Origin of the sequence: Streptomyces violaceus (genome assembly GCF_036014075.1) — a bacterium.
In the GTDB taxonomy this organism is placed as follows: domain Bacteria; phylum Actinomycetota; class Actinomycetes; order Streptomycetales; family Streptomycetaceae; genus Streptomyces; species Streptomyces violaceus.
The window spans coordinates 3,130,768-3,156,255 of record NZ_CP107911.1 but is presented as its reverse complement, the minus strand read 5'-3'; the positions used below and the strand labels follow the sequence as shown (position 1 = coordinate 3,156,255).

The 25,488-nt window shown below is 70.2% G+C and carries 18 protein-coding genes; 13 read left to right on the top strand and 5 right to left on the bottom strand.

Translation table 11 applies throughout. The features are described 5' to 3' along the window. Positions 1-60: 60 nt before the first annotated feature. Both OG542_RS13955 and OG542_RS13950 read left to right on the top strand, forming a co-directional pair. Positions 61-2,700: a SpoIIE family protein phosphatase gene (locus OG542_RS13955; RefSeq protein ID WP_328411063.1), complete on the top strand. Its 2,640-nt coding sequence runs from the start codon at positions 61-63 to the stop codon at positions 2,698-2,700. A gap of 31 nt (positions 2,701-2,731) precedes the next feature. Further along, positions 2,732-3,355, top strand: a complete 624-nt coding sequence (locus OG542_RS13950) for a GNAT family N-acetyltransferase (protein WP_328411061.1) — start codon at positions 2,732-2,734, stop codon at positions 3,353-3,355. Positions 3,356-3,426: 71 nt separating this feature from the next. On the opposite strand, the gene OG542_RS13945 is transcribed toward OG542_RS13950, so the two are convergent. Genes OG542_RS13945 through OG542_RS13930 form a run of 4 tightly spaced genes read right to left on the bottom strand, consistent with a single transcriptional unit; the run spans position 3,427 to position 7,335 of the window. Continuing rightward, the gene (locus OG542_RS13945; protein ID WP_311127574.1) at positions 3,427-4,203 is read right to left on the bottom strand and encodes a succinate dehydrogenase/fumarate reductase iron-sulfur subunit; all 777 of its coding nucleotides are present in this window, start codon (positions 4,201-4,203) and stop codon (positions 3,427-3,429) included. Further along, a complete protein-coding gene (locus OG542_RS13940; RefSeq protein WP_311127575.1) occupies positions 4,200-6,137 on the bottom strand; it encodes a fumarate reductase/succinate dehydrogenase flavoprotein subunit in 1,938 nt (645 codons plus the stop codon). The genes OG542_RS13945 and OG542_RS13940 overlap by 4 nt, the downstream gene beginning before the upstream one ends. Before the next feature lie 16 nt (positions 6,138-6,153). Further along, a complete protein-coding gene (locus tag OG542_RS13935) occupies positions 6,154-6,990 on the bottom strand; it encodes a hypothetical protein (protein ID WP_311127576.1) in 837 nt (278 codons plus the stop codon). A 54-nt stretch (positions 6,991-7,044) separates the two neighbouring features. Continuing rightward, positions 7,045-7,335: a hypothetical protein gene (locus OG542_RS13930; RefSeq protein WP_184590823.1), complete on the bottom strand. Its 291-nt coding sequence runs from the start codon at positions 7,333-7,335 to the stop codon at positions 7,045-7,047. A gap of 289 nt (positions 7,336-7,624) precedes the next feature. On the opposite strand from OG542_RS13930, the gene OG542_RS13925 reads away from it, so the two are divergent. The 7 genes from OG542_RS13925 to OG542_RS13895 all read left to right on the top strand — a co-directional run bounded on the left by OG542_RS13925 (position 7,625) and on the right by OG542_RS13895 (position 18,347). Continuing rightward, entirely contained in the window at positions 7,625-9,754 is a 2,130-nt protein-coding gene (locus tag OG542_RS13925) for an ABC transporter family substrate-binding protein (protein ID WP_328411059.1), read from the top strand. Positions 9,755-9,989: 235 nt separating this feature from the next. Beyond that, on the top strand, positions 9,990-11,897 hold the full coding sequence (typA, locus tag OG542_RS13920) for a translational GTPase TypA (protein WP_311127579.1): 1,908 nt from the start codon (positions 9,990-9,992) through the stop codon (positions 11,895-11,897). 605 nt (positions 11,898-12,502) lie between these two features. After that, a complete protein-coding gene (locus OG542_RS13915; protein ID WP_328411057.1) occupies positions 12,503-14,116 on the top strand; it encodes a peptide ABC transporter substrate-binding protein in 1,614 nt (537 codons plus the stop codon). A 135-nt stretch (positions 14,117-14,251) separates the two neighbouring features. Further along, positions 14,252-15,181, top strand: a complete 930-nt coding sequence (locus OG542_RS13910; RefSeq protein ID WP_328411055.1) for an ABC transporter permease — start codon at positions 14,252-14,254, stop codon at positions 15,179-15,181. Then, positions 15,174-16,136, top strand: coding sequence for an ABC transporter permease (locus OG542_RS13905; RefSeq protein WP_328411053.1), 963 nt, complete (start codon positions 15,174-15,176; stop codon positions 16,134-16,136). The genes OG542_RS13910 and OG542_RS13905 overlap by 8 nt, the downstream gene beginning before the upstream one ends. A 29-nt stretch (positions 16,137-16,165) precedes the next feature. Beyond that, positions 16,166-17,206 (top strand): ABC transporter ATP-binding protein, encoded by a 1,041-nt coding sequence (locus OG542_RS13900; RefSeq protein ID WP_328417898.1) that lies wholly within the window; start codon positions 16,166-16,168, stop codon positions 17,204-17,206. Beyond that, positions 17,199-18,347, top strand: coding sequence for an ABC transporter ATP-binding protein (locus tag OG542_RS13895; protein WP_193481131.1), 1,149 nt, complete (start codon positions 17,199-17,201; stop codon positions 18,345-18,347). The genes OG542_RS13900 and OG542_RS13895 overlap by 8 nt, the downstream gene beginning before the upstream one ends. Positions 18,348-18,760: 413 nt before the next feature. Here OG542_RS13895 and OG542_RS13890 read toward each other — a convergent pair whose 3' ends face one another. After that, positions 18,761-20,887: a prolyl oligopeptidase family serine peptidase gene (locus tag OG542_RS13890; RefSeq protein WP_328411050.1), complete on the bottom strand. Its 2,127-nt coding sequence runs from the start codon at positions 20,885-20,887 to the stop codon at positions 18,761-18,763. Between the two features lie 177 nt (positions 20,888-21,064). On the opposite strand from OG542_RS13890, the gene OG542_RS13885 reads away from it, so the two are divergent. The 4 genes from OG542_RS13885 to OG542_RS13870 all read left to right on the top strand — a co-directional run bounded on the left by OG542_RS13885 (position 21,065) and on the right by OG542_RS13870 (position 25,278). Further along, positions 21,065-21,259: a hypothetical protein gene (locus OG542_RS13885; protein ID WP_010047829.1), complete on the top strand. Its 195-nt coding sequence runs from the start codon at positions 21,065-21,067 to the stop codon at positions 21,257-21,259. A 61-nt stretch (positions 21,260-21,320) separates the two neighbouring features. Continuing rightward, on the top strand, positions 21,321-22,181 hold the full coding sequence (gene mshB / locus OG542_RS13880) for an N-acetyl-1-D-myo-inositol-2-amino-2-deoxy-alpha-D-glucopyranoside deacetylase (protein WP_328411047.1): 861 nt from the start codon (positions 21,321-21,323) through the stop codon (positions 22,179-22,181). Continuing rightward, on the top strand, positions 22,178-22,588 hold the full coding sequence (locus tag OG542_RS13875; protein WP_193481127.1) for a DUF6113 family protein: 411 nt from the start codon (positions 22,178-22,180) through the stop codon (positions 22,586-22,588). Before mshB ends, OG542_RS13875 begins: the two co-directional genes overlap by 4 nt. A 155-nt stretch (positions 22,589-22,743) precedes the next feature. Then, the gene (locus tag OG542_RS13870; protein ID WP_328411044.1) at positions 22,744-25,278 is read left to right on the top strand and encodes a hypothetical protein; all 2,535 of its coding nucleotides are present in this window, start codon (positions 22,744-22,746) and stop codon (positions 25,276-25,278) included. The last annotated feature ends 210 nt before the right edge of the window (positions 25,279-25,488 follow it).

The window sequence follows — 25,488 nt, the reverse complement described above, 5'->3', positions numbered from 1 at the left end:
TGCGGGCAGCCGCCCCCGGTGACCGGTGCCGGACGCGGTGAGCTGGAGGGGACGGTTCGCGTGAGCGAGATACCAGCGAAGGCCACGGAGTCCGAGGACCCGTCGGAGGGCGCTAGGGCCAGGGCCGCGGACGGCCTGGCTTCCGCGGTGGGCGGTGCGCTCGCGGCCGACGGGGTGCAGCCCGGGGACGCCATGTGGCAGAGCAGTCCCCCGGGATCCATCTACGACTACATCAGGGTCGCGTCCTTCTCGATCGGCCCCGACGGGCTGGTCGACCAGTGGAGCCTGCGCGCCGAGCACCTTTTCGGCATCTCCGCCGCACGCGCCGTCGGCATGGACCCGATCGAGGCCTTCATCGACCCGCGCCATCGCGAGCGGGGCATGCGCAAGATGGCCGAGATCCTCGACGGCCGCGAGTGGACCGGCGTCGTGCCCTTCCGGATGCCCAAGGGCGCCGAGGGCGGCGAATGCGGCCATGAGGGGCTCGCCGAGGTGTACGTCATGCCGACGCGCACCGAGGAGGGCGAGAAGGCCGCCGTCTGCATCGTCGTCGACGTCCGCACGCTGCGCAGCATCGAGACCGACCTCGCCGCCTCGCAGGCCATTTTCGGTCAATCCCCGTTCGGTTTCCTGCTGATCGACGCCGACCTGCGGGTCCGCCGCGCCAACCACCGGTTCGCGTCCGTCTTCGGCGGGGAGCCCGACGACCACCGCGGCAAGGGCGTCCACGACTACCTCCAGCGCGGCGAGGCCGAGCGGGTCGCCGCCACGCTGCGGCGCGTGCTGGAGAGCGGCAACTCCATCACGGACATGCACGTCACGGGCTTCGTGCCGGGCTCCGACGAGCGCCGCCACTGGTCCGTCAACCTCTACCGCGTGCACAGCGGTTCGGGCCGGCCCATCGGGATCGCCTGGCTCGGAACGGACATCACCTCGCGCCGCGCCGCCGCCCGCGAGGCCGCAGCCGCCCGGCGCAACCTCGCCCTGCTGAACGAGGCCGGCGCCCGCATCGGCAACTCCCTCGACCTGGAGACCACGGCAAGGCAACTCCTCGACGTCGTCGTGCCCGGCTTCTGCGACCTGGCCACCGTCGACCTCTACCAGGGCCTGCTGGTGGGCGACGAGACCCCGCCCGGGCTCGCCGACGGCAGCGCCGAGCTGCGCCGGGTGGCCTTCGCCAGTGCCGTCTCCGACGCGCCCTTCGCCGGCACCGGCGTGCCCGTCTCGGTCGGCGCCGTCCACCACTACCCGTTCAACTCGCCCTGCGCGGACGCCCTGCGCACGGCCCGCCCCCAGACCGTCCCGGGCGAGGACGGCGGGCTCGTGCAGTCCACGCTGGCCGTGCCGATGGTCGCCCACGACACCGTCGTCGGGCTCGTGCAGTTCGCCCGTACGAAGGGCAGCGAGCCGTTCGGCGACCGGGACCGCGACCTGGCTGTGGAATTGGCGGCGCGCGCGGCCGTCTGCATCGACAACGCCCGCCTGTACCGGCGCGAGCACGAGCGCGCGTTGATACTGCAACGGTCCCTGCTCCCGCCCGGCGACCCGGAGGCCTCCGGCCTCGACATCGCCTGCCGCTATCTGCCCGGCAACGCCAACACCGGCCGGCCCAGCGAGGTCGGCGGCGACTGGTTCGACGTCATCGAACTCCCCGGGCACCGCACCGCGCTCGTCGTCGGCGACGTCATGGGCCGAGGCCTGCGCGCCGCCGTCGCCATGGGCGAACTCCGCACGGCGGTCCGGACCCTGGCGCAACTGGACATCGAACCGGCCGAGGTGCTCTCCCAGTTGGACGAGATCGCCCGCGGCCTCGGCGCCCCCGGAGGCGTCCAGCAGGCGACGAGGGCGGCCCGCCGCCCCCGCGAGGCGGACCTCTCGGAGGTGTACCTCGCCACCTGTGTCTACGCCGTCTACGACTCCGTCACCCGGCGCATCACCTTCGCCAACGCGGGCCATCTGCCGCCCGTCCTGGTCGAACCGGGCGAGCCGGCCCTGATGCTCGACGTGCCGCCGGGCATGCCGCTCGGCGTCGGCGGCGAGCCCTTCGAGGAGGTCGAGGTCGAACTGCCCGAGGGCGCTCTGCTCGCGCTCTACACGGATGGACTGGTCGAAAGCCGCGACCACCCCCTGGACGAGGGCCTCCAGGCCTTCGTCAGCGCCCTGTCCGACCCCGCCCAGCCGCTGGAGGACGTCTGCGACCACGTCCTCAACACCCTCGACACCCACCACGGCGAGGACGACATCGCGTTGCTGATGGCACGTGTACAGGGTCTGCCGACCGATTCCGTGGGCGACTGGACCCTGCCGCGCGAGCCGCGAAGTGTGGGCCGGGCCCGCGAGTACGCGCGCGCCCAACTGCTCAGCTGGGACATGGAACCCCTGGTCGACACCACCGAGCTCCTGGTCAGCGAACTGGTCACCAACGCCCTGCGCTACGGCGAGGGCGAGATCCGCCTCCGGCTGCTGCTCGACCGCACCCTGGTCTGCGAGGTCTGGGACTCCGGCCTGGTCCAGCCCCGCCGCCGCCGGGCCCGAGACACCGACGAGGGCGGCCGAGGCCTGCAGCTCGTCGGCCTCCTGAGCGCCGCGTGGGGCTCCCGGCGCACGCCCCGGGGCAAGACGGTCTGGTTCGAACTCCCCCTGCCCGGCGGCGAAACGAAGCTGACAGACCCGGCGGAGGCACTGCTGAGCCTCTTCTGAGAACGGCCCGCCGCCACCGTAGGCTCACTCCATGCCGATACCCACCGCACGGCTCCGGGCGGATGCCACGCCGACGGCCCCCGCCCTGATCCTGCGCCCCTGGAGCCCCGCGGACGCCACAGGGCTGGCCGCGCTGGGCCGGGACGACGCCCTGCACCGCTGGACGTCCTTCGCCGTCGACGACGAGACGAGCGCCACGGAGTGGCTGCGTGAGCAGCAGCGGGGCTGGGAGCAGGGCCGCCGCTACGCGTTCGCCGTCGAGGAGGTCCAGCCCTCCGGCGCGGACGGGCTGCTGGCGGGCCACGTGGTCCTCAAGGACGTCGCCCCCGGCGCCGCGTCCGCCGAGGTCGGCTACTGGACAGCGGCGCACGCACGCGGCCGGGGCGTCGCACCCCGCGCCCTGCACGCCCTGACCGACTGGGCCTTCACGACCTTCGCCCCCGCCGGCCTGACCCGCCTCGAACTCCTGCACCAGGCCGACAACACGGCCTCCTGCCGAGTGGCGGACAAGAGCCACTACCCCCTCACGGGCGTCCGCCCGGCGCAGCCGCCCGACTATCCGCTGGAGGGCCATGTGCACGTACGGCACCTGGCAGAGCGCGCCGTTGACCCCACCTCTCGGTCCACCGGCCGCAGAAGGGCGTCTACGGCCTGACCCTCATCGAGGGGGACTTCCCGCACCCGGGCCGGATGCGGGAGATCGCGGAACACAACCTGCGGGGGCGCTCAGCCTGCTGAGGAGCGCCTCCTGATCTTCGATCCGAGCCATACCAGCGGGTCGTACTTGCGGTCGACCGCCCGTTCCTTCAGCGGGATCAGCGCGTTGTCCGTGATCTTGATGCCCTCGGGGCAGACCTCCGTGCAGCACTTGGTGATGTTGCAGTAGCCGAGGCCGTGTTCCTCCTGGGCGGTGGTCTTGCGGTCCAGACCCTCTTCCGCCGCCGCGTCCAGCGGGTGCATGTCCAGCTCCGCCACCCGCATGAGGAAGCGGGGACCCGCGAACGCCTGCTTGTTCTCCTCGTGGTCACGGACCACATGGCAGGTGTCCTGGCACAGGAAGCACTCGATGCACTTGCGGAACTCCTGCGAGCGGTCGACGTCCTCCTGCATCATGCGGTACTCGCCGGGCGCGACCCCGGCCGGCGGTACGAAGGCCGGGACCTCCCTGGCCTTGGTGTAGTTGAAGCCGACGTCGGTGACCAGGTCGCGGACGACCGGGAACGCCCGTAGCGGCGTCACCGTGATCGTCTCCTCCGGGTCGAAGACCGACATGCGGGTCATGCACAGCAGCCGCGGCCGGCCGTTGATCTCCGCCGAGCAGGAACCGCACTTGCCCGCCTTGCAGTTCCAGCGCACGGCGAGATCGGGGGCCTGCGTGGCCTGGAGGCGGTGGATGATGTCGAGGACGACCTCGCCCTCGTTCACCTCGACCTTGAAGTCCTCCAGGCCGCCGCCCCCGACATCGCCCCGCCACACCTTGAAGCGGGCTTCGTAGCCGCTCACTCGTACAGCTCCTCTTCGGCCAGGTACTTCACCAGCTCCTCCTTGTCGAACAGGGCGAGCAGGTCCGCACGGACGGGTTCGGTGGTCTCGCTGGAGAGGGTGATCTGGCCGCGGACCGGGTCCACCGCCAGCCCGCCCGTGGGGTCGCTGAGCGCGCACAGCAGGTTGATACGGCGCCACTTGCGGTCCATCGCCGGATGGTCCTCACGCGTGTGTCCGCCGCGCGACTCGGTGCGTTCCAGCGCGGCCCGCGCCACGCACTCGCTGACCAGCAGCATGTTCCTGAGGTCCAGGGCGAGGTGCCAGCCCGGGTTGAACTGCCGGTGCCCCTCGACACCGGCCCGGCGCGCCCGTACCCGCAGCTCGGCCAGTTTCTCCAGGGCCTGTTTCATCTCCGGCTCCCGGCGGATGATGCCGACCAGGTCGTTCATCGTCTGCTGGAGTTCCTGGTGCAGGGTGTACGGATTCTCCGGCGGACCCCCGGCGGGCTCCTCGATCTCGGCCTCGGCCGAGAAGGGCCGCAGAGCCTCCGCGGCGGCGGAGTCGACCTGGACGTCGTCCACGCCGGGCCGCGCCCCGGCCAGACCCGTCGCGTACTCGGCCGCGTGCCAGCCCGCCCGGCGCCCGAACACCAGCAGGTCGGACAGCGAGTTGCCGCCGAGCCGGTTGGAGCCGTGCATACCGCCGGCCACCTCACCGGCAGCGAACAGACCCGGCACCCCGCGGGCCGCCGCCGTGTCTGACTCGACCGCGACCCCGCCCATCACGTAGTGACAGGTGGGCCCGACCTCCATCGCCTCCGCCGTGATGTCGACGTCGGCCAGCTCCTTGAACTGGTGGTACATCGACGGCAGCCGCCGCTTGATGACCTCGGCGGGCATGCGCGTCGACACATCGAGGAACACGCCCCCGTGCGGCGAGCCGCGTCCCTCCTTCACCTCGGCGTTGATCGCCCGCGCGACCTCGTCGCGGGGGAGCAGTTCGGGGGGACGCCGGTTGTTGTCCGGGTCGTCGTACCAGCGGTCGCCCTCGTCCTCCGACTCGGCGTACTTGTCCTTGAAGACGTCGGGGATGTAGTCGAACATGAACCGCTTGCCGTCGGAGTTGCGCAGCACACCGCCGTCGCCGCGCACCGACTCGGTGACGAGGATGCCCTTCACCGAGGGCGGCCAGACCATGCCGGTCGGGTGGAACTGCACGAACTCCATGTTCAGCAGGGGAGCGCCCGCGAGGAGGGCCAGCGCGTGGCCGTCGCCCGTGTACTCCCACGAGTTCGACGTCACCTTGAAGGACTTGCCGATGCCGCCCGTCGCGATCACGACGGCGGGCGCCTCCAGGACGAAGAACCGGCCCGACTCGCGCTCGTAGGCGAAGACCCCGGAGACCCGGCCGTCCTCTTTGAGCACGCGCGTGACCGTGCACTCCTGGAAGACCTTCAGCCGGGACTCGTAGTCGCCGGTCTCCTTGTAGTCCTCCTGCTGGAGCGCGACGATCTTCTGCTGGAGCGTGCGGATCAGCTCCAGGCCCGTGCGGTCGCCGACGTGCGCGAGGCGCGGGTACTCGTGGCCGCCGAAGTTGCGCTGGGAGATCCGGCCGTCCCTGGTGCGGTCGAACAGCGCGCCCCAGGTCTCCAGCTCCCACACCCGCTGCGGCGCCTCCTGCGCGTGCAGCTCGGCCATCCGCCACTGGTTGAGGAACTTGCCGCCGCGCATGGTGTCGCGGAAGTGGACCTGCCAGTTGTCGCCGGTGTTGACGTTGGCCATCGCCGCGGCGATGCCGCCCTCGGCCATCACCGTGTGCGCCTTGCCGAACAGCGACTTGCAGATCACGGCCGTACGGGCGCCCCGCTCGCGGGCCTCGATGGCGGCGCGCAGTCCGGCCCCGCCCGCGCCCACCACGACGACGTCCCACTCCTGCCGGTCGACCACGGACATCAGTACGCACCCCTCATCAGAAGAACCGCGGATCGTCGAAGGCGCCGGACGCGACCAGGTAGACGTAGAAGTCGGCGAGCGCCACGCTCACCAGCGACGCCCAGGCGAGCTGCATGTGCCGGGCGTTGAGCTTCCCGGCCCACTGCCACATCCGGTAGCGCACGGGATGCCTGGAGAAGTGCTTGAGCTTGCCGCCGACGATGTGCCGGCACGAGTGGCAGGAGATCGTGTACGCCCAGATCAGCACGATGTTGATGAGGAACACGAGGGTGCCGAGGCCCATGTGGCCCCACGCGTAGTTCTCGTCGCGGAAGGCGAGCACGGTGTCGTACGTGAGGATCCCGGCGACGGCGATCGCGGCGTAGAAGAAGTACCGGTGGATGTTCTGCAGCACCAGCGGGAAGCGGGTCTCACCGGTGTACTTCTTGTGCGGCTCGGCCACCGCGCAGGCCGGCGGGGACGCCCAGAAGCCCCGGTAGTAGGCCTTGCGGTAGTAGTAGCAGGTCAGCCGGAAGCCGAGCGGGAAGATCAGGATGATGATGGCGGGCGAGATGCCCCACCAGCTTCCGAAGATCTCCCAGTTCGGGCCGGCCTTCATCGGCTCGCACCGCTCCGCCAGGCACGGGGAGTAGAAGGGCGAGACGTACGGCGCCGCGTAGTAGTGGGCGTCGGCGAAGGCCCGCCAGGTCGAGTAGACGATGAAGGCCAGCAGGCCGGCGGCCGTGCCTGCCGGGGCCAGCCACCAGCGGTCGGTGCGCAGGTGCGGGGCGGTGATCGCGGCGCGCGTACCCGCCCGTACGCCGCCGCTTCTGGGTTGGGGTTGGGTGGCGGGAGGTTCCGTACCAGTGGTCACTTGACGACTCCGGTCGGGTTCGGGGGAGGGGCCGGTCGTACGACTCCTCCCCGGTCAGGGAGCGCGCCGGTCCCGGGCGCCGAGCCCCTCGTCGTCCGAGTCACTCCACAGGGCGGAGTCGTACGGTGCGTCCGAGATGGTGACGAGCTCGGGGCGTTTCGGCGCGGCCGGCGAGGCGGCGGTGTCGCGCAGCAGGGCGACGCTCTCGCGCAGGTGGTTGGCGTCGGCACGGACGCGGCGCATCTCCAGGCCGCCGGTGCCGAGCTGCTTCTCCAGGCGCCCCACCGACCGCAGCAGGTCGTCGAGGCTGCGCTGGACTGACGTCAGTTCGTCGTGAACGGACATGACTTGCCCTCACTTCCGCGGGTCCTTCGAGGCCCAAGGCGGCAACGTTCATGCGCCTGCGAGTGTTGCGCGTCACACCTTGTGCTGTGAAGGGATGTGCATCGATTGGCCTAGGCGCGTGGGTGCACCGTGCCGTTTATTGCTCCACACGGGTGACTCTCCGTCCGTGACCGCCGTGTCGCCCTGTGTTGCCGAACCCTTTCCTCTTCAGTGGGCCGCATACATCAGATGAAATCCAAATACCGCCAAAAGTGATCATAACGCCCGCGGCTTTCCGGAGGTAGCACAGATGTCCCAGCACGGCGTCGGCCCGCGTGCGGTCTCGCGTTCGGTCGCCTTCCTCCTCACCGCGGGAGTGCTCGCGGTGCCCGCGCTCGCCGGATGCGGCTCCGAGGACCCGGCCGGCAAGCCGCTCGCCGGGCAGGACATCCAGCCCGCCGCCCGCGACCGGATCACCGACGGTGGAACCCTGCGCTGGGCCGTCGACTCCGTGCCCGACACCCTGAACACCTTCCAGTCGGACGCCGACGCCACCACCACCCGCGTGGCCCAGGCCGTCCTGCCGTCGATGTTCCGGATGAACGCCGACGGCCGCCCCGAGCGCAACCCCGCCTACCTGGAGTCCGCCGAGGTCGTCGAGACGGAGCCCAAGCAGGTCGTCCTGTACAAGCTCGACCAGCAGGCCGTCTGGAGCGATGGCCGGGAGATCGGCGCCGCCGACTTCGCCGCCCAGTGGCGCGCCCTGTCCGGCAAGGACACCGCCTACTGGACCGCGCGCAACGCCGGCTACGACCGCATCCAGAAGATCGAGCGCGGGGACAACGCCCTGGAGGTCCGGGTCACCTTCAGCCGCCCTTACGCCGACTGGCGCTCCCTGTTCTCGCCGCTGTACCCGAAGGACGTCATGGGCACCCCGGACTCCTTCAACGACGGGGCACGCAAGAAGCTCAAGGTCACCGCGGGCCCCTTCACGGTGAAGAAGCTCAACCGCAAGGACGAGCGGATCACCCTCACCCGCAACCCGCGCTGGTGGGGCCGGCCGGCCAAGCTCTCCGAGATCGTGCTGCGCAAGGTTCCGCGCGACAAGCGGGCCGCCGAGCTGGCGGCCGGCACCATCGACCTGGCCGAGATCGCCCCCTCCGAGGCCCGCCGCATCACCGTCGCCGCCCGTCCCCGGGGCTCCAGCAGCCCGGTGATGGGCGCCGAGGCGGACAAGAAGCCGCGCGAGGCGGCCGCCAAGCACGCCCGGCAGCAGCAGGCCCTGCGCGGCTTCGAGGTGCGCAAGTCCCTGGAGCCGGCCTTCACCCAGCTCGCCCTGAACGGTGCCGAGGGGCCGCTCGCCGACGAGCGCGTCCGCAGGGCCGTCGCCCGCGCCCTGGACCGCAAGGAACTGGCCAAGGCCGTGCTGAAGCCCCTCGGACTGCCCGCCGTACCGGTCGGCAGCCACCTCGCCCTGTCCGGCCAGGCCGCCTACGCAGACAACAGCGGAGCCCTCGGCGGACAGGACACCAAGGAGGCCCAGGCGCTGCTCGCGGACGCCGGGTGGGTGCGGGGCGGCCCGATCAAGGAACAGAAGAAGAAGGGGGAGAAGGCGGCCGGAGCCGAGGGCGAGAAGGCCGGCAGGTCCTCCGACGACGGGTCCCGGAACGACGACGGCGAATACATCGTCGGCTCGGACGACAAGGACCGGCAGGACGGCAAGGCGCACCGCGAGCAGGACCCGGCCCACCTCGCCCAGGACGGCAAGCAGTACAAGCAGCCGCACCAGGGCGGAGCCCCCGGCGCGTACGCCCCCATGGGCACCGCCGCCCCGGCGGGCCGTGAGGCCGCCCCGCTGGCCAAGAACGGCAAGCCGCTCACCCTCCGCTTCGTGCTCCCCTCCGGGCCCGGCTCCCAGACGCTGCGCACGGTGGCCGACCGCATCTCCCGCATGCTGGAGCGCGTCGGCATCGGCACGGAGATCTCCAAGGTCTCCGACGAGTCCTACTTCAAGGACCACATCGCGTCCGGCCAGTACGACCTCGCCCTGTACTCCTGGCCCGCCTCCGCCTTCCCCGCCACCGACGCCCGCCCCGTCTACGCCAAGCCCGTCCCGGCCGCCGACGGTTCGCTGAACGTCGAGCAGAACTACACCCGCGTCGGTACCGACCAGGTCGACCAGCTCTTCGACCAGGCCGTGGCCACCCTCGACGAGGGCGAGTCCCGCTCCTTGATCCGCAAGGCGGACTCCCGCATCTGGGCGGCGGCCGGCTCGATCCCCCTCTTCCAGCGCCCCCAGCTCATCGCCGCCCGCAAGAACCTGGTCAACGCCGGAGCCTTCGGCCTCGGCACGCCGGTCTACGAGGACATGGGCTTCCTGAAGAAGGGCGCGAAGCCGGCCTCCGGCCCGTCAGGTGCTTCCAGCCCGTCCGGCGCTTGAGGACGAGGCCGTCCAGGCCGAAGCGGGGGTCTGGGGGCGGCGGCCCCCAGCAGACCCAAAGCGGCCGCCGAGCACCCTGCAAACCATCCTGACCAGCACCGATGTATCCCGGCTAAGCCCAGCGGCCGCGCACCCGTACCATGGGATGTGGCCGTGGCATGTTGAGCCCGGCAGGGCCCGCGCACCGCAGACGTCCGCGCAGGGCATTCCTCATACTCCGGGAGTACGCCTTCTTATGGCCACGCGCCACGACATCCGCAACGTCGCCATCGTCGCCCACGTCGACCACGGCAAGACCACCATCGTCGACGGCATGCTGAAGCAGGCCGGTGCCTTCGCCGCCCACCAGCTCGAGGGCGTGGACGACCGCATGATGGACTCGAACGACCTGGAGCGTGAGAAGGGCATCACGATCCTGGCCAAGAACACGGCGGTGAAGTACCACCCGAAGGACGGGGGGGACGTCATCACCATCAACATCATCGACACCCCCGGTCACGCCGACTTCGGTGGCGAGGTCGAGCGCGGTCTGTCGATGGTCGACGGTGTCGTCCTGCTCGTGGACGCCTCCGAGGGCCCGCTGCCGCAGACTCGCTTCGTGCTGCGCAAGGCGCTGCAGCAGCGGCTGCCCGTCATCCTGTGCATCAACAAGACGGACCGCCCGGACTCCCGGATCGACGAGGTCGTCAACGAGACCTACGACCTCTTCCTCGACCTGGACGCCGACGAGGAGCAGATCGAGTTCCCGATCGTCTACGCCTGCGGCCGCGACGGCATCGCCTCGCTGACCAAGCCGGACAACGGCACGGTCCCCGCCGACTCCACCAGCCTGGAGCCGTTCTTCTCCACGATCCTGGAGCACATCCCGGCGCCGACGTACGACGAGGCCGCCCCGCTCCAGGCCCACGTCACCAACCTGGACGCCGACAACTTCCTCGGCCGTATCGCGCTGCTCCGCGTCGAGCAGGGCGAGCTGCGCAAGGGCCAGACGGTCGCGTGGATGAAGCGCGACGGGTCCGTCAGCAACGTCCGCATCACCGAGCTGATGATGACCGAGGCGCTCACCCGCAAGCCGGCCGAGATGGCCGGCCCCGGTGACATCTGCGCGGTCGCCGGTATCCCGGACATCATGATCGGCGAGACCCTGGCCGACCCGGAGAACCCGGTCGCGCTGCCGCTGATCACGGTCGACCAGCCCGCGATCTCCATGGTCATCGGCACCAACACCTCCCCGCTGGTCGGCCGTGGTGCCACCGGCAAGGGCGCCGACAACAAGGCGGCCGTCAAGGACCGCAAGGTCACCGCCCGCCAGGTCAAGGACCGCCTCGACCGCGAGCTGATCGGTAACGTCAGCCTTCGCGTGCTGGACACCGAGCGGCCGGACGCCTGGGAGGTCCAGGGCCGTGGTGAGCTCGCGCTCGCCATCCTGGTCGAGACGATGCGCCGGGAAGGCTTCGAGCTGACCATCGGCAAGCCGCAGGTCGTCACCAAGGAGATCGACGGCAAGACGCACGAGCCCGTCGAGCGCATGACGATCGACGTGCCCGAGGAGCACATGGGCGCGGTCACGCAGCTCATGGGCGTGCGCAAGGGCCGCATGGACAACATGTCCAACCACGGCTCCGGCTGGGTCCGCATGGAGTTCGTCGTCCCCTCCCGCGGTCTGATCGGTTTCCGTACGGAGTTCCTGACCCAGACCCGCGGCACGGGCATCGGCCACTCCATCCACGAGGGCTTCGAGCCCTGGTTCGGCGCGCTCCAGACCCGTAACAACGGCTCCCTGGTCGCCGACCGCGCCGGTGCGGTCACCGCGTTCGCGATGACCAACCTCCAGGAGCGCGGCGTGCTGTTCACCGAGCCGGGCACCGAGGTGTACGAGGGCATGATCGTCGGCGAGAACTCCCGCGCCGACGACATGGACGTCAACATCACCAAGGAGAAGAAGCTCACCAACATGCGGTCCTCCTCGGCCGACTCGTTCGAGGCGATCGTCCCGCCGCGCAAGCTTTCGCTGGAGCAGTCCCTGGAGTTCTGCCGCGACGACGAGTGCGTCGAGGTCACCCCGGAGGCCGTGCGCATCCGCAAGGTGAACCTGGACGCCCGCGAGCGCGCCCGCGCCGCGAGCCGCGCCAAGCACGGCTGACGCCTGCCGCTGACGACGACGCCGGGCACCCCGCGAGGCGGGGTGCCCGGCGTCGTCGTAAAGAAGAGGCAACACAAAGGGAAGGGTGAGGGAAAACCCTCGATTTAACGGGGACAGCCGTGCGGAACGCCCCGCTCCCACTACCCTGTCGCGGAAGCGCTGCGCCCTGCCCTGATCCGGGGCCGTTCAACGGCCTTGCGGCAGAGGCCTTCTGAGAGGGCGACAGCCACCGCAGGCACCCTGCACGGCAGCCACGGGAGTCGCAACCGGTTTATCTCATTCCCGCGTCCGGAATACGGACACCTGCCACCGATAGATGTGTAACAAGTCCGTTTCGCAGGGATCTTTCACCAAACCCTTTGTCCGGATTTTGGAAGATGTAGGCCTGAGCTGTGATCGAACCGAGACCTCGAGAGTGTGGTTCGGTCTGGGCGCATGGCAGATAGTTAGGCGCGTAGAGCTCGGATGAAGGGTCACTCGCCGGCAGCGGCGCCGACTCACGAGCGCGGGGGCACCTGACACTTTCCGGCACCGGCGACGGGCGGGCGCCGTGATCTGTCCTGTGCTCCCTTTGCGGTGAACCAATGACTTCTTAGGAGGAACCCATGCGCGGTGCCAAGAGCGCCAAGTGGGTCGCGGGGGCGATAGTCGTCGCTCTGGCCGCCACCGCCTGCGGCGGCGACAGTGACGGCGAGGGGAACAACAAGGGTTCCGGACCGGCCGGATACGTCTCGATCGACGTCGGGGAGCCCCAGAAGCCGCTCATCCCGGCTGACACCAACGAGAGCAACGGCTCGTACGTCATCCAGTCCCTCTTCACCCAGCTGCTGGACTTCGACTCCAAGGGTGAGATCGTCTACACGAACGCCGAGTCGGTCACCACCGACGACTCCAAGACGTGGACGGTCAAGCTCAAGAAGGGCTGGAAGTTCCACAACGGCGAAGAAGTCACCTCCAAGTCGTACATCGACGCTTGGAACTGGTACGCCAACATCAAGAACAACCAGCAGAACTCCTTCTGGTTCCAGGACATCAAGGGCTACGACGATGTCCACCCGGAGAAGGGTGACCCGAAGGCCGAGACCATGTCCGGCCTGAAGGCCGTGGACGACCACACCTTCACCATCGAGTTGAAGAACACCATGCCGTACTTCAACTACAAGCTGGGCTACACCACGTGGGCCCCGCTGCCCAAGGTCTTCTACGACGACCCGAAGGCCTTCGGTCAGAAGCCGGTCGGCAACGGTCCCTACAAGTTCGAGAAGTGGGACCACAAGAAGCTCATCCAGGTCAAGGCCTGGGATGAGTACCAGGGCCCGAACAAGGCGAAGAACAAGGGCGTCCAGTTCAAGGCCTACACGACGCTCGAGGCCGCCTACAAGGACGTCGTCTCCGGCAACCTGGACATGATCCGCCAGGTCGGCCCGACGGACCTGCCGAAGTACAAGCAGGACCTGGGCGACGGCGCCATCGAGCAGCCGTACGCGGCCATCCAGACGCTGACCCCGGCGTTCTACTCCAAGACCTTCAAGGACATCGACCCGAAGGTCCTGCAGGGTCTGTCGATGGCGATCGACCGTGACACGATCACCAAGACGGTTCTGAACAACACCCGTACGCCGGCCGAGTCCTTCACGCCGCCGGGCGTCAAGGGCAACCAGAACCTGGACACCGACGTGTTCACGTACAACCCGGCGAAGGCCAAGAAGCTCATCCAAGAGGGCGGCGGCGTTCCGGGCAACAAGTTCACCGTCCAGTACAACACCGACGGTGGGCACAAGGAGTGGGTGACCGCGGTCTGCGAGTCCATCCGCAAGGCCACCGGCGTCGACTGCGTCGGCGACCCCAAGCCGGACTTCGCCACGGACCTCGAGGCCCGTGACAACGACCAGGTGAAGGGCATGTACCGCGGTGGCTGGGTCGCCGACTACCCGGTCAACGCCAACTTCATGAAGGAGCTCTACCACACCACCGCCGAGGCCAACAACGGCAAGTTCTCCAACAAGGAGATCGACGGCCTGATGAACAAGGCCGACAACGCCAAGTCCCTCGACGAGTCGGTGAAGGCCTTCCAGGAGGTCGAGAAGAAGCTGGTCGAGCACATGCCGGCCATCCCGCTCTGGTACTACCGCATCAACGGCGGCCACGGTAAGAACGTCGACAACGTCAACGTCGACTTCCACGGTGACCTCGAAGTGTGGGCCGTCACCACCAAGTAAGAGGAGCCTTCCGGACCTCTTCCCCCCTCGGCCGTAGACCCGCCGCCGCTCAGGTGGCGGTGGGAGGTGCATGGGGGCCGTCTCCTCACCAGGAGACGGCCCCCGCACCTGCGTTAACCCCTCACGGAGGCACCTATGGGGCGCTATGTCGCACGACGACTGCTCCAGATGATCCCGGTGTTCATCGGGTCAACCTTGCTCATCTTCTGCATGATGTACGCCCTGCCCGGCGATCCCGTCCGGGCGATGATGGGGGATCAGGCGTACGACCCGACGGTGGTCGCGAGCATCAAGAAGGACCTCGGTCTCGATCAGCCGCTCATTCAGCAGTATGCGAACTACATGATGGGGCTGCTCCAGGGCGACTTCGGTACCCAGATCGCCAGTCAGCGGCCCATCGCGGACGTCATCGCCGACGCGTTCCCGGTGACGATCAGACTGACGCTCTTCGCCTTCACCTTCGTCACGCTCGTGGGTATCGGCCTCGGTGTCGTCGCCGGCCTGCGCCCCGACACGCTGCGGGACCGCGGACTGCTGACGCTGACGCTGTTCCTCGTCTCGATGCCGTCCTTCGTGCTGGGCTTCCTGCTGCAGTACCAGTTCGCGTTCAAGTGGCAGGTCACCACGCCCACCGTGACCGACTCGACGGACTTCTCCCAGCTCGTGCTTCCCGCCATCGTGCTGGCGTCGCTCTCACTCGCCTACGTCGCCCGGTTGACCCGCACGTCGATCGCGGAGAACCTGCGCTCCGACTACATCCGCACCGCCGTGGCCAAGGGGCTCCCGCGCCGCCGAATCATCGGTGTCCACCTGATGCGCAACTCGCTGATTCCCGTGGTCACCTTCCTCGGTATCGAGATCGGCAGCCTGATGACCGGCGCCATCGTGACCGAGGGCATCTTCAATGTGCGGGGTATCGGCCTCGAGATCTACGACGCGCTCACCCGGCGCGAGGGCGCCACGGTCGTGGGAATCGCCTCGCTGATGGTGCTCATCTACCTCGCTGCCAGCTTGATCGTCGACCTGCTCTACGCGGTCCTGGACCCGAGGATCCGGTATGCCTGACAAGACCGTCGAGAAGAAGGTCGAAGCCCTTCCCGGTGACACCGTGAGCACCGCGGGCGTCGTCGTGACCGACTCGGGCCCGGCTCCCGAGAAGGCGCGCAGCCTGTGGTCCGACGCCTGGCACGACCTGCGGCGCAACCCGCTGTTCCTGGTGTCGGCCGTGCTGATCGTGTTCCTGCTGGTGATGTCGATCTGGCCGGGACTGTTCACCAGCGCCTCGCCGCGCGACGCCGATCTGGCCAAGCACTATCTGGGGAAGCCGAACTGGGGTCACGTCTTCGCTCCGGACTGGCTCGGCTACGACGTCCAGGGCCGCTCGATCTACGCGCGCGTCGTCTACGGTGCCCGCGCCTCGATCACCGTCGGTGTGGGTGTCACCATCGCCGTCACCCTCATCGGCACGGTCATCGGCATGATCGCCGGCTACTTCGGCGGCTGGACCGACACCCTGCTCTCGCGGATGACCGACATCTTCCTCGGCATCCCGTTCCTGCTCGGCGCCCTGGTGGTGCTCAACTCCTTCGACGACCGCACCGTCTGGGTCGTCATCATGGCCCTCGCCTTCCTCGGCTGGACCCAGATCGCCCGTGTCGCGCGCGGCGCCGTGATCACCATCAAGCAGGCGGACTACGTGGTGGCCGCCAGGGCACTCGGTGCGTCGACGTCCCGGATCCTGATCCGGCACATCCTGCCCAACGCGCTCGCGCCCATCATCGTCGTGGCGACCATCGCGCTCGGCGGCTACATCGCGGCCGAAGCCACCCTGTCCTTCCTGGGCGTCGGTCTCGGTGACTCGGCCGTGTCCTGGGGCGGCGACGTGGCGCGAGGACGCGAGCAGCTCCGTATCGCCCCACACACCCTGATCATCCCGTCGGTGATGGTCTCGATCACGGTGCTCTCGTTCCTGATGTTCGGCGATGCGGTACGCAACGCCCTCGACCCCAAGCTGCGCTGAGGGAGGCGTACGTGACCATCATCGATGAAATGGCCGAGAGGCCCGCGCCGGACGGCTCGCAGGACACGGGCCGCCCGTTGCTCGAAGTCCGCGACCTGCACGTGGAGTTCCACACCCGCGACGGGATCGCCAAGGCCGTCAACGGCGTCAACTACTCCGTCTCCGCGGGCGAGACACTCGCCGTGCTCGGCGAGTCCGGCTCCGGCAAGTCCGTGACCGCGCAGGCGATCATGGGCATCCTCGACATGCCGCCCGGCCGCATCCCCAAGGGGGAGATCCTCTTCCGCGGCCAGGACATGCTGAAGATGTCCAACGAAGAGAGGCGGAAGATCCGCGGCAGCAAGATCGCGATGATCTTCCAGGACGCGCTGTCCTCGCTGAACCCGGTGCTCTCCGTGGGCTACCAGCTCGGCGAGATGTTCCGCGTGCACCAGGGCATGTCCAAGAAGGACGCCAAGGCCAAGGCCATCGAGCTGATGGACCGCGTGAAGATCCCGGCCGCCAAGGAACGCGTCGGCGACTACCCGCACCAGTTCTCCGGCGGTATGCGACAGCGCATCATGATCGCGATGGCGCTCGCCCTGGAGCCGGACCTGATCATCGCCGACGAGCCGACCACGGCCCTCGACGTGACGGTGCAGGCCCAGGTGATGGACCTGCTCGCGGAGCTGCAGCGCGAGTACAACATGGGCCTCATCCTGATCACCCATGACCTCGGCGTGGTCGCCGACGTCGCGGACAAGATCGCCGTGATGTACGCGGGCCGGATCGTGGAGACCGCCCCGGTGCACGAGCTGTACAAGCGGCCCGCGCACCCCTACACCAAGGGGCTGCTGGACTCGATCCCGCGCCTGGACCAGAAGGGCCAGGACCTGTACGCGATCAAGGGTCTGCCGCCCAACCTGCTGCGCATCCCGACCGGTTGCGCCTTCAACCCGCGCTGCCCCCAGGCCCAGGACGTCTGCCGTACGGACATTCCGGCGCTGCACCCGGTCTCCGAGCGGGACGGCACCGAGCTGGCCGGCCGCGGGTCGGCCTGCCACTTCTGGAAGGAGACGATCCATGGCTGAGCTCAGCAAGACCGACGAGCCGCAGGACGCCACGCCGAACGTCTCCGAGGTCGAGGTCGTCGCCGCCCGCTCCGAGTCGGAGGCGGTCGCCGCGATCGAGGCGCCGGTCGAGCGGGGCGAGCCGATCCTGCAGGTGCGCAACCTGGTGAAGCACTTCCCGCTCACCCAGGGCGTCCTCTTCAAGAAGCAGGTCGGGGCGGTCAAGGCGGTCGACGGCATCTCCTTCGACCTCTACCAGGGCGAGACGCTCGGCATCGTGGGCGAGTCCGGCTGTGGCAAGTCCACGGTCGCCAAGCTGCTCATGATGCTGGAGAAGGCGACAGCGGGCGAGGTCTTCTACAAGGGCCAGGACATCACCAAGCTGTCCGGGCGTGCGCTGAAGGCGGTGCGCCGGAACATCCAGATGGTGTTCCAGGACCCGTACACCTCGCTCAACCCCCGTATGACGGTGGGCGACATCATCGGGGAGACCTTCGAGATCCACCCCGAGGTGGCCCCGAAGGGCGACCGCCGCCGCAAGGTCCAGGACCTGCTGGACGTCGTGGGTCTCAACCCCGAGTACATCAACCGCTACCCGCACCAGTTCTCGGGCGGTCAGCGCCAGCGCATCGGCATCGCCCGCGGCCTCGCGCTCAACCCCGAGATCATCATCTGCGACGAGCCGGTCTCCGCGCTGGACGTGTCCGTCCAGGCGCAGGTCATCAACCTGATGGAGAAGCTTCAGGACGAGTTCAACCTCTCCTACCTCTTCATCGCGCACGACCTGTCGATCGTCCGGCACATCTCGGACCGGGTGGGTGTGATGTACCTCGGCAAGATGGCCGAGATCGGCTCGGACACGGAGATCTACGACCACCCGACCCACCCGTACACCCAGGCGCTGCTCTCTGCCGTCCCGGTCCCCGACCCGGAGGCCCGAGAGGGCCGCGAGCGCATCATCCTCACCGGCGACGTCCCGTCCCCGGCCAACCCGCCCTCGGGCTGCCGCTTCCGCACCCGCTGCTGGAAGGCACAGGACAAGTGCGCCCAGGAGATCCCGCTCCTCGCGGTCCCCGAGCGCTTCAAGGGCGAGGACACCCCGGCGGCCCACGAGTCGGCCTGCCACTTCGCGGAGGAGAAGGACGTGATCCACGCGGCCTGACGGCTGCGCGCGATGTCCCTTCCGGTTCCCGGTGCCTTCTGACGAGGGCGCCGGGAACCGGTGCTTTCGGCCTGGCCGCGGGCAGTCGTGCCGCTTGGGGCAGGGTGGGCGCAGCGGCACCCCGCCGCGCAGGGTCGCGCACCCACCCCAGCGGGAGAGCACGGCCCGTAGCCGCTGACTGGGCTCGGCATACCCCGCCGCCGAGAAGTCCCCTGCCCTGCGACGAGCCGGCATGACCGTATGGCGAGCCGGGGGCAGCCCAAGCCCCCACAAACCCCCGCGAACTGCGTTAACATGCAAGCAACTTCGCCGACCCGGTCCCGATATACGGACGCGTCAGGCTGAACAGCGTACGGCCGTGCGGGTGCCGTAGACGGGCCGGGGCGCGATGTCGTCCCGGCCCGTCGTCGTGGTCAGGACGGGCCGCTGATGCCCAGGGAGCGCTTCAGGAAGTCGACCTGGAGGAGGAGCAGGTTCTCCGCGACCTGTTCCTGCGGGGTGATGTGCGTGACCCCGGACAGCGGCAGGACCTCGTGCGGGCGGCCGGCGGCCAGAAGGGCCGAGGAGAGGCGCAGGGCGTGGGCGACGACCACGTTGTCGTCGGCGAGGCCGTGCACGACCATCAGGGGACGGTGCGGCTCGGCGGGTGAGGACAGCCCGTCGGCGGTGACCAGGGAGCTCCCCGCGTACGACTCCGGATGCTCCGCTGGGGCGCCCAGGTACCGCTCCGTGTAGTGCGTGTCGTAGAGGTGCCAGTCCGTCACCGGCGCCCCCGCGATGCCCGCGTGGAAGACATCGGGGCGGCGCAGCACCGCGAGGCCCGCCAGCCAGCCGCCGAAGGACCAGCCGCGGATCGCCACCCGGGACAGATCCAGGGGATACCGCTGCGCGAGGTCCTGCAGCGCCTCCACCTGGTCGTCGAGCGACAGCGTGAAGTCGTGGTGGATCTCCTTCTCCCACGCGGGGGACCGGCCCGGCGTGCCGCGGCCGTCCGCGACGATCACCGCGAAGCCGTGGTCCGCGAACCACTGCGAGGTGAGGTGCGGGTTGTGCGCGGCCACCACCCGCTGCCCGTGCGGCCCGCCATACGGGTCCATGAGCACCGGCAGGGGGGTGTCACCGGCGTAGTCCCGAGGCATAAGCACGGCGCACGGGATGCGGCGTGCGCCCCCCTCGGTGAGCGTCACGCGGGGGGACATACCAGGGTCTTCGGCGTAAGAGGGGACACTCGCCGTCGGTTTCCCGTCGCGCAGTACCTGCACCCGCACACCTGGCCGATTCAACGTCGCCGAGACCAGAACCGTGACGCCCCCGGCCCGTGCGGCCGAGTGCACGCCCGGCTCCTGCGACACTCGCTCCACGCCCAGCTCGTTCACCCGGTACACATGCACCTGGCCCGTCTCCGCCTCGTCGGCCTCCTCGCCCGCCGACGCCGAGACCAGCACGTCGTCGTCGGAGACGTCCAGCACGGCCCGGACGTGCAACTGCGCTCCCGTGAGCGGCCGTTCCCCGACCGCCAGCACCCTCGCACCGCCCTCGTCCGCGATCCGGACCAGCTGCCCGGACGGGCTCCAGCACGGCACCCCGGGGAAAAGATCAAGCCATGTTCGATCTTCGTCGGCGTGCACCATCCGCGTCGCGCCCGACTCCGGATCCACCGCCAGGATCAGCTGGCTGCGCTGGTCGCGCGCCTGTACGAGCAGTAGCGGTGCGCCCGCCGCTGACCAGTGGACATGCGCCAGATACGGATATCGCGCCCGGTCCCAGGCGACCTCCGTGCGCAACCCGTCCAGACCGATCACGAACAGCCGCACCTCCGCGTTGGCGGTGCCCGCCGCCGGATACGCCACCCGCTGCGGCTCACGCCGCGGATGCGCCGGGTCGGAGATCCACCACCGCTCCACCGGAGTGTCGTCCACCCGCGCCACGAGCAGCCGGTCCGACTCCGGAGCCCACCAGAAACCGCGCGAACGCCCCATCTCCTCGGCCGCGATGAATTCGGCGAGCCCGAATGAGACATTCTCCGACTCCGACTCGGCGAGCGCCCGGTCGTCGTCCCCCTCGGCTCCCACCACGCGCAGGGCGCCCTGCGCGACGTAGGCGATGTGCCGCCCGTCGGGCGACGGACGCGGGTCGATCACCGGCCCGGGCGTGGGCAGTCCACGCGCCGTCCCGGCCCGCAGCTCGGCCGCGAAAAGCCGCCCTGACAAGGCGAAAGAGGCCAACTCGACGGCCGAGTCGGTGGCGTACCCGACGATGCCGGCCCCGCCCTCGCGGCTGCGCTCACGCCGCGCCCGCTCCTCGGGTGACAGGTCCTCCGAGGCACCGCCCAGCAGGGCGCGCGGGTCGGCGGCCACGCGCTCTCCGCCCTCCTCCGCGTCGAGGACCCACAGCGAACTCGCCCGGTCCGTACCGGAGCTGGAGCGCAGGAACACAACACGTGAACCGTCGGGCGCCACACTGAACGAACGCGGCGCGCCGAGCGTGAAGCGCTGGGTGCGGGCGTGCCGCCGGGGGAAGGAGTCAGGCTCGGTCGTCATGCCCTGACCATATTGGCCATGCGCCCCCTTGTGCGGCCGTGCGCCGACCGATGCGCACGGACGGATAGTTATGATCAATGTCGCATAGTGGGTATGAACCTGCTGGCTGCTGTACGGATTTAATGCCCCCATAGTCCGACCCCCCGCGCCCTTGTGGATCTTTGGAGGTGAGCCGCCGTGGCACTCTCGATTTCGGCGGTGGTGCTGCTGGCGATCATCGTCTTCTTGCTCATCAAGAAGTCGGGACTCAAAGCCGGGCATGCGGTGGTGTGCATGCTGCTCGGCTTCTACCTCGCCTCCTCGACCGTCGCTCCCACGATCAACGAGCTGACGACGAACATCGCGGGCATGATCGGCAGTATCAAGTTCTGACCGGCCGGGTCCCGCGTACGGCCTCGTGAGCGGGGTCGCGGGACCTCGTAGGGTGGGTTCCATGACGGAACTGCCCGACCGGCGTCTGCTGCTGGTGCACGCGCACCCGGACGACGAGTCGATCAACAACGGCGCCACCATGGCCAGGTACGCGGCCGAGGGTGCCCACGTCACCCTCGTCACCTGCACCCTCGGCGAACGGGGCGAGGTCATCCCGCCCGAGCTCGCGCACCTGACCGGCGCCGCCCTGGGCCGGCATCGTCGCCGCGAGCTCACCGCCGCCATGTACGGGCTCGGCGTCCGGGACGTCCGCCTGCTCGGCGGCGCCGGACGCTACAGCGACTCCGGGATGATGGGCCTGCCCGACAACGACGACCCCGGCTGCTTCTGGCAGGCCGACGTCGACGAGGCCGCCGCACACCTCGTCGAGGTGATCCGCGAGGTACGCCCCCAGGTCCTCGTCACCTACGACGACAACGGCGGCTACGGCCATCCCGACCACATCCAGGCCCATCGCGTCGCCATGCGCGCGGCCGAACTCTCCGCCGAGGCCGGCCGTCCGGTTCCGAAGGTCTACTGGAACCGGGTCCCCCGGCCCGTTGTGGAGGAGTCCTTCGCCCGGCTCCGTGACGACCTGCCCGGCCTCCCCTTCACCAAGGCGGCCACGGTCGACGACGTACCGGGTGTCGTGGCCGAGGAGCGGATCACCACCGCGATCGACGGCAGCGCCCACGCCGCCGCCAAGGCCGCCGCGATGCGTGCCCACGCCACCCAGATCAGCGTGGCCGAGCCGTATTTCGTGCTGTCCAACGAACTCGCCCAGCCGATCCTCACGACCGAGTACTACGAGCTGGTGCGGGGCGAGCAGGGCCCCGGTGAGCGGGAGACGGACCTGTTCGCCGGCGTCGAGGAGGCCTCATGAGTGACCGGAGTCCGATGCTCGCCCAGCCGATGCGGCCGCCGTCCGCCGCACGGGTCACCGCCTGCCTGGGGTTCTTCCTGCTCGGGGCCGTGGTCGGAGTGGCCGGGGCGCTGGTGCAGCCCGCGTGGTTCCCGGGCGGACTGCTGCTCGCCCTCGCCGGGGAGGCCGGAGCCGTCCTGGGCGCGGCACGCGTCACCCGCGGCCGGATCGGGGGCGTCGCGGCCGCCGCCGGCTGGATGCTCGCCGTCGTCCTGCTCACGGCCAGCCGCCCCGAGGGCGACTTCCTCTTCGCCGCGGGGAGCGGCTCCTATCTCTTCCTGCTCGGGGGCATCGGTGTGGCTGTGATGTGCGCCACCCTCGCCCCGGGGCGGCAACCGGACGGCGCTCCCGTCCGACTTGCCAAATGACGTACCACTTCGCCAGGACGTGGCCGTGGGGGTCCGGTGTGGGATTCCCGGCGGTCGTGGGATACGGGCCAGAAGTGGCCAGTATGGTGGTGCGCGCCGCCGAGCTGCCCGCGTGAGGTTGTGTCGGGCGGCGGAGCCAACCGGGAGAACCTGCCTTGAGTCGTGAAACTGACACTCCGTCCTCCGGGCCCAACGGGCGCGGTGGAGCCGCCTACCCGTCGGGTACGCCGCCGTACGGGACCCCGAAGGTCTCCGACGACGGTACGGACGCGGGCCGTTCGGCCGCGCGGCCGGCGGAACGCAAGACCGAGACCACGCTGACGACCCGGATCCGGATCAACATCCCCGGGTCACGGCCCATTCCGCCCGTGGTGGTGCGCAAGCCCGTCGGGGATTCGGAGGGCTCGGGTGACACCGGGTCCGGTGCGGGCACCGGCAACGAGGCGTCCGCGCCGGGTGCCGCCACCTCCCGGGGCACCGGCACGGTCGAGCCTCCCGCCGAGCCCGGGCAGTCCGCCGACGACAAGCCGACCAGCGACTGGTTCGCGCCCCGCAAGTCCGGCACGGGTCCGGGCGGTCAGGGCAGCGGCTCCACCAACGGGGCCGGTCTGCCGGGCGGTTCGAACCCGGCGGCGGGCGGTTCCGGCGCGGGCGCCCCTGGTGCGGGCGCTCCCGGTGCCGGTGCGTCCGGCGGGGCTCGGCCGGGCGCAGGGCGGCCCGGAGGCGTGGTCGGCTCCATGGGTGCGCCGGGTGGTTCCCGGTCCGGCGGTACGAACGGTGCCGGGCTCCCCGGCGGCGCGACCGGTGGACCCGTCGCCCCCGGGCACGGCGGCGGCACCGGCTCCTTCGACGTCACCGAGGCACTGGCGGCGGGCCCGCTGGGCAACGGTTCGCGTCCCGCCCCGGGCAGTGGCGGTGGTGGTGGCGAACCGCGCCGCGACGATCTGCCGTACTTCTCGGAGAACGACCGTGTGGGCCAGGGCGGCCCCGGCTCCCAGGGCCCGGCCGGCCCGACCGGCGGTCCGGTCACCGGGGACGGCCCGATGGCGCCGCCGGCCGGTGGGCCCGGCGCACCGGGCGGCTTCACCGAGCAGAGCGGTCCCGGCGCTTTCGCCGAGCCGGGTGGCCCCGGGCGATCGGGTGGCGCAGGCCGACCGGGCGGTCCTGGTGGGCCCGGTGGCGCCGGTGGGCCCGGTGGCTTCACCGAGCCCGGTCGCTCCGGTGGGCCCGGCGGCCCCGGCGCCCCCAGCGCCTTCAACGACCCCGGCCGGCCCGGCGGGCCCGGCGCACCCGCCGGTCCCGGAGCCGTAGGCGGGCCCGGTGGCCCAGGCCGCCCGGGCGTACCCGGCGGCGGCCCCGCCGCCACGGGTGGCCCAGGCCGCCCCGGGAATCCTGGCGCTCCCGCCACTCCAGGCAACCCCGGCGGCGCCGGCCCCCTGGGCGGCGCCCCCGGCAGCACCGCCCCCACCGGCCCGGGCGCCGCAGGCCCCGGCGGCGGCATGAGCGACGACACCGCCATCCTCACCCCGCAGAAGCCGGCCCCCGAACCGGACGGCCAGGGCTACGGGCCCCGCCACGACAACGTCTCCGGGCACACCGTCACCAGCGGCATCCCGGTCGTACCGTCCGGCGCGGCCTCCCCGTTCGGCCCGGGCGCGCCCGGCGAAGGCCCGGTGCCGCACGCGGCACCGAAGCTGCCCGAGCCGGTCTCCCCGCCCCCGGCGAGCTCCTCGAAGGCACCGAAGAAGAAGGGCCGCAACAAGCTCGTGCTGCTCGCGGTCGGCGTGGTCGTCGCCGCCGGTGGCCTCTACGGCGCCGGTCTGCTGATGAACCGCACCGACGTCCCGAAGGGCACCAGCGTCCTCGGCGTCGACATCGGCGGCACCACCCGTGACGGCGCGGTCAAGAAGCTCGACGAGGCCTTCGACGGCAATGCGGGCAAGCCGCTGAAGCTGTCGGTGGGTGGCAAGACCGTGTCCCTCGACCCGGACAACGCGGGCCTCCAGTTCGACATGGACGCCACGGCCGACGCGGCGGCGAAGAGCGACTACAACCCGGTCTCCGTGATCGGCTCGCTGTTCGGCAATCACCGCGTCGTCACGCCGGTCATGCCGATCGACGAGGAGAAGCTGCACGCGTCCCTGGAGACCGCCGCGGGCGGCTCCGGCTCGTCGTCCGACGGCACCATCAAGTTCCAGGGCGGCAAGGCCGTCGCCGTGTACGGCAAGGCGGGCCAGGGCATCGACGTCGACAAGTCGACCGCGGCGGTCGAGGAGGCCTACCGCACCCAGGTGGAGACCGGCGCGGCCGGCGCGGTGACGCTCCCGACCACCAGCCGGAAGCCGACGGTGTCGAACGCCGAGGTCGACCGGATGCTGAAGGAGTTCGCGCAGCCCGCGATGTCCGACCTCGTCACCGTTCGCACCGACGCGGCTCACAGCATCGACTTCGGCCCCGTGTCCCTGCCGAAGATCCTCGGCTTCAAGGCCGTCGACGGCAAGCTCGTGGAGACGTACAACCTCAAGGCGCTCCAGGAGGCGTACGGCACGACCTTCGAGGGCGTGCAGATCGAGGGCGCGAGCGGCAAGCGCGACGTTCTGCCGCAGGACGTCGTCGCCGCGCTGCGCGAGGCCCTGCGCGGCAAGACACCGGCGGAGCGCGTCGGAGTCATCGAGACCAAGCCGAACTGACCTCGGACGGTCCGCACGGACGACCGGCCCCTGCCCCCACCGGGCAGGGGCCGTCCGGCGTCGTCACCCGGGCGGCATGACATCTGTCATCCCGCACTCCGGACGCCCGACACTGCCTCCGCCGACACCCCCGAAGCCACCATGGCCGTATGACAACGACAGCCTCGGTGGTCGCGTTCGACCAGGTGAGCAAGGCATACGGCGCCGTCC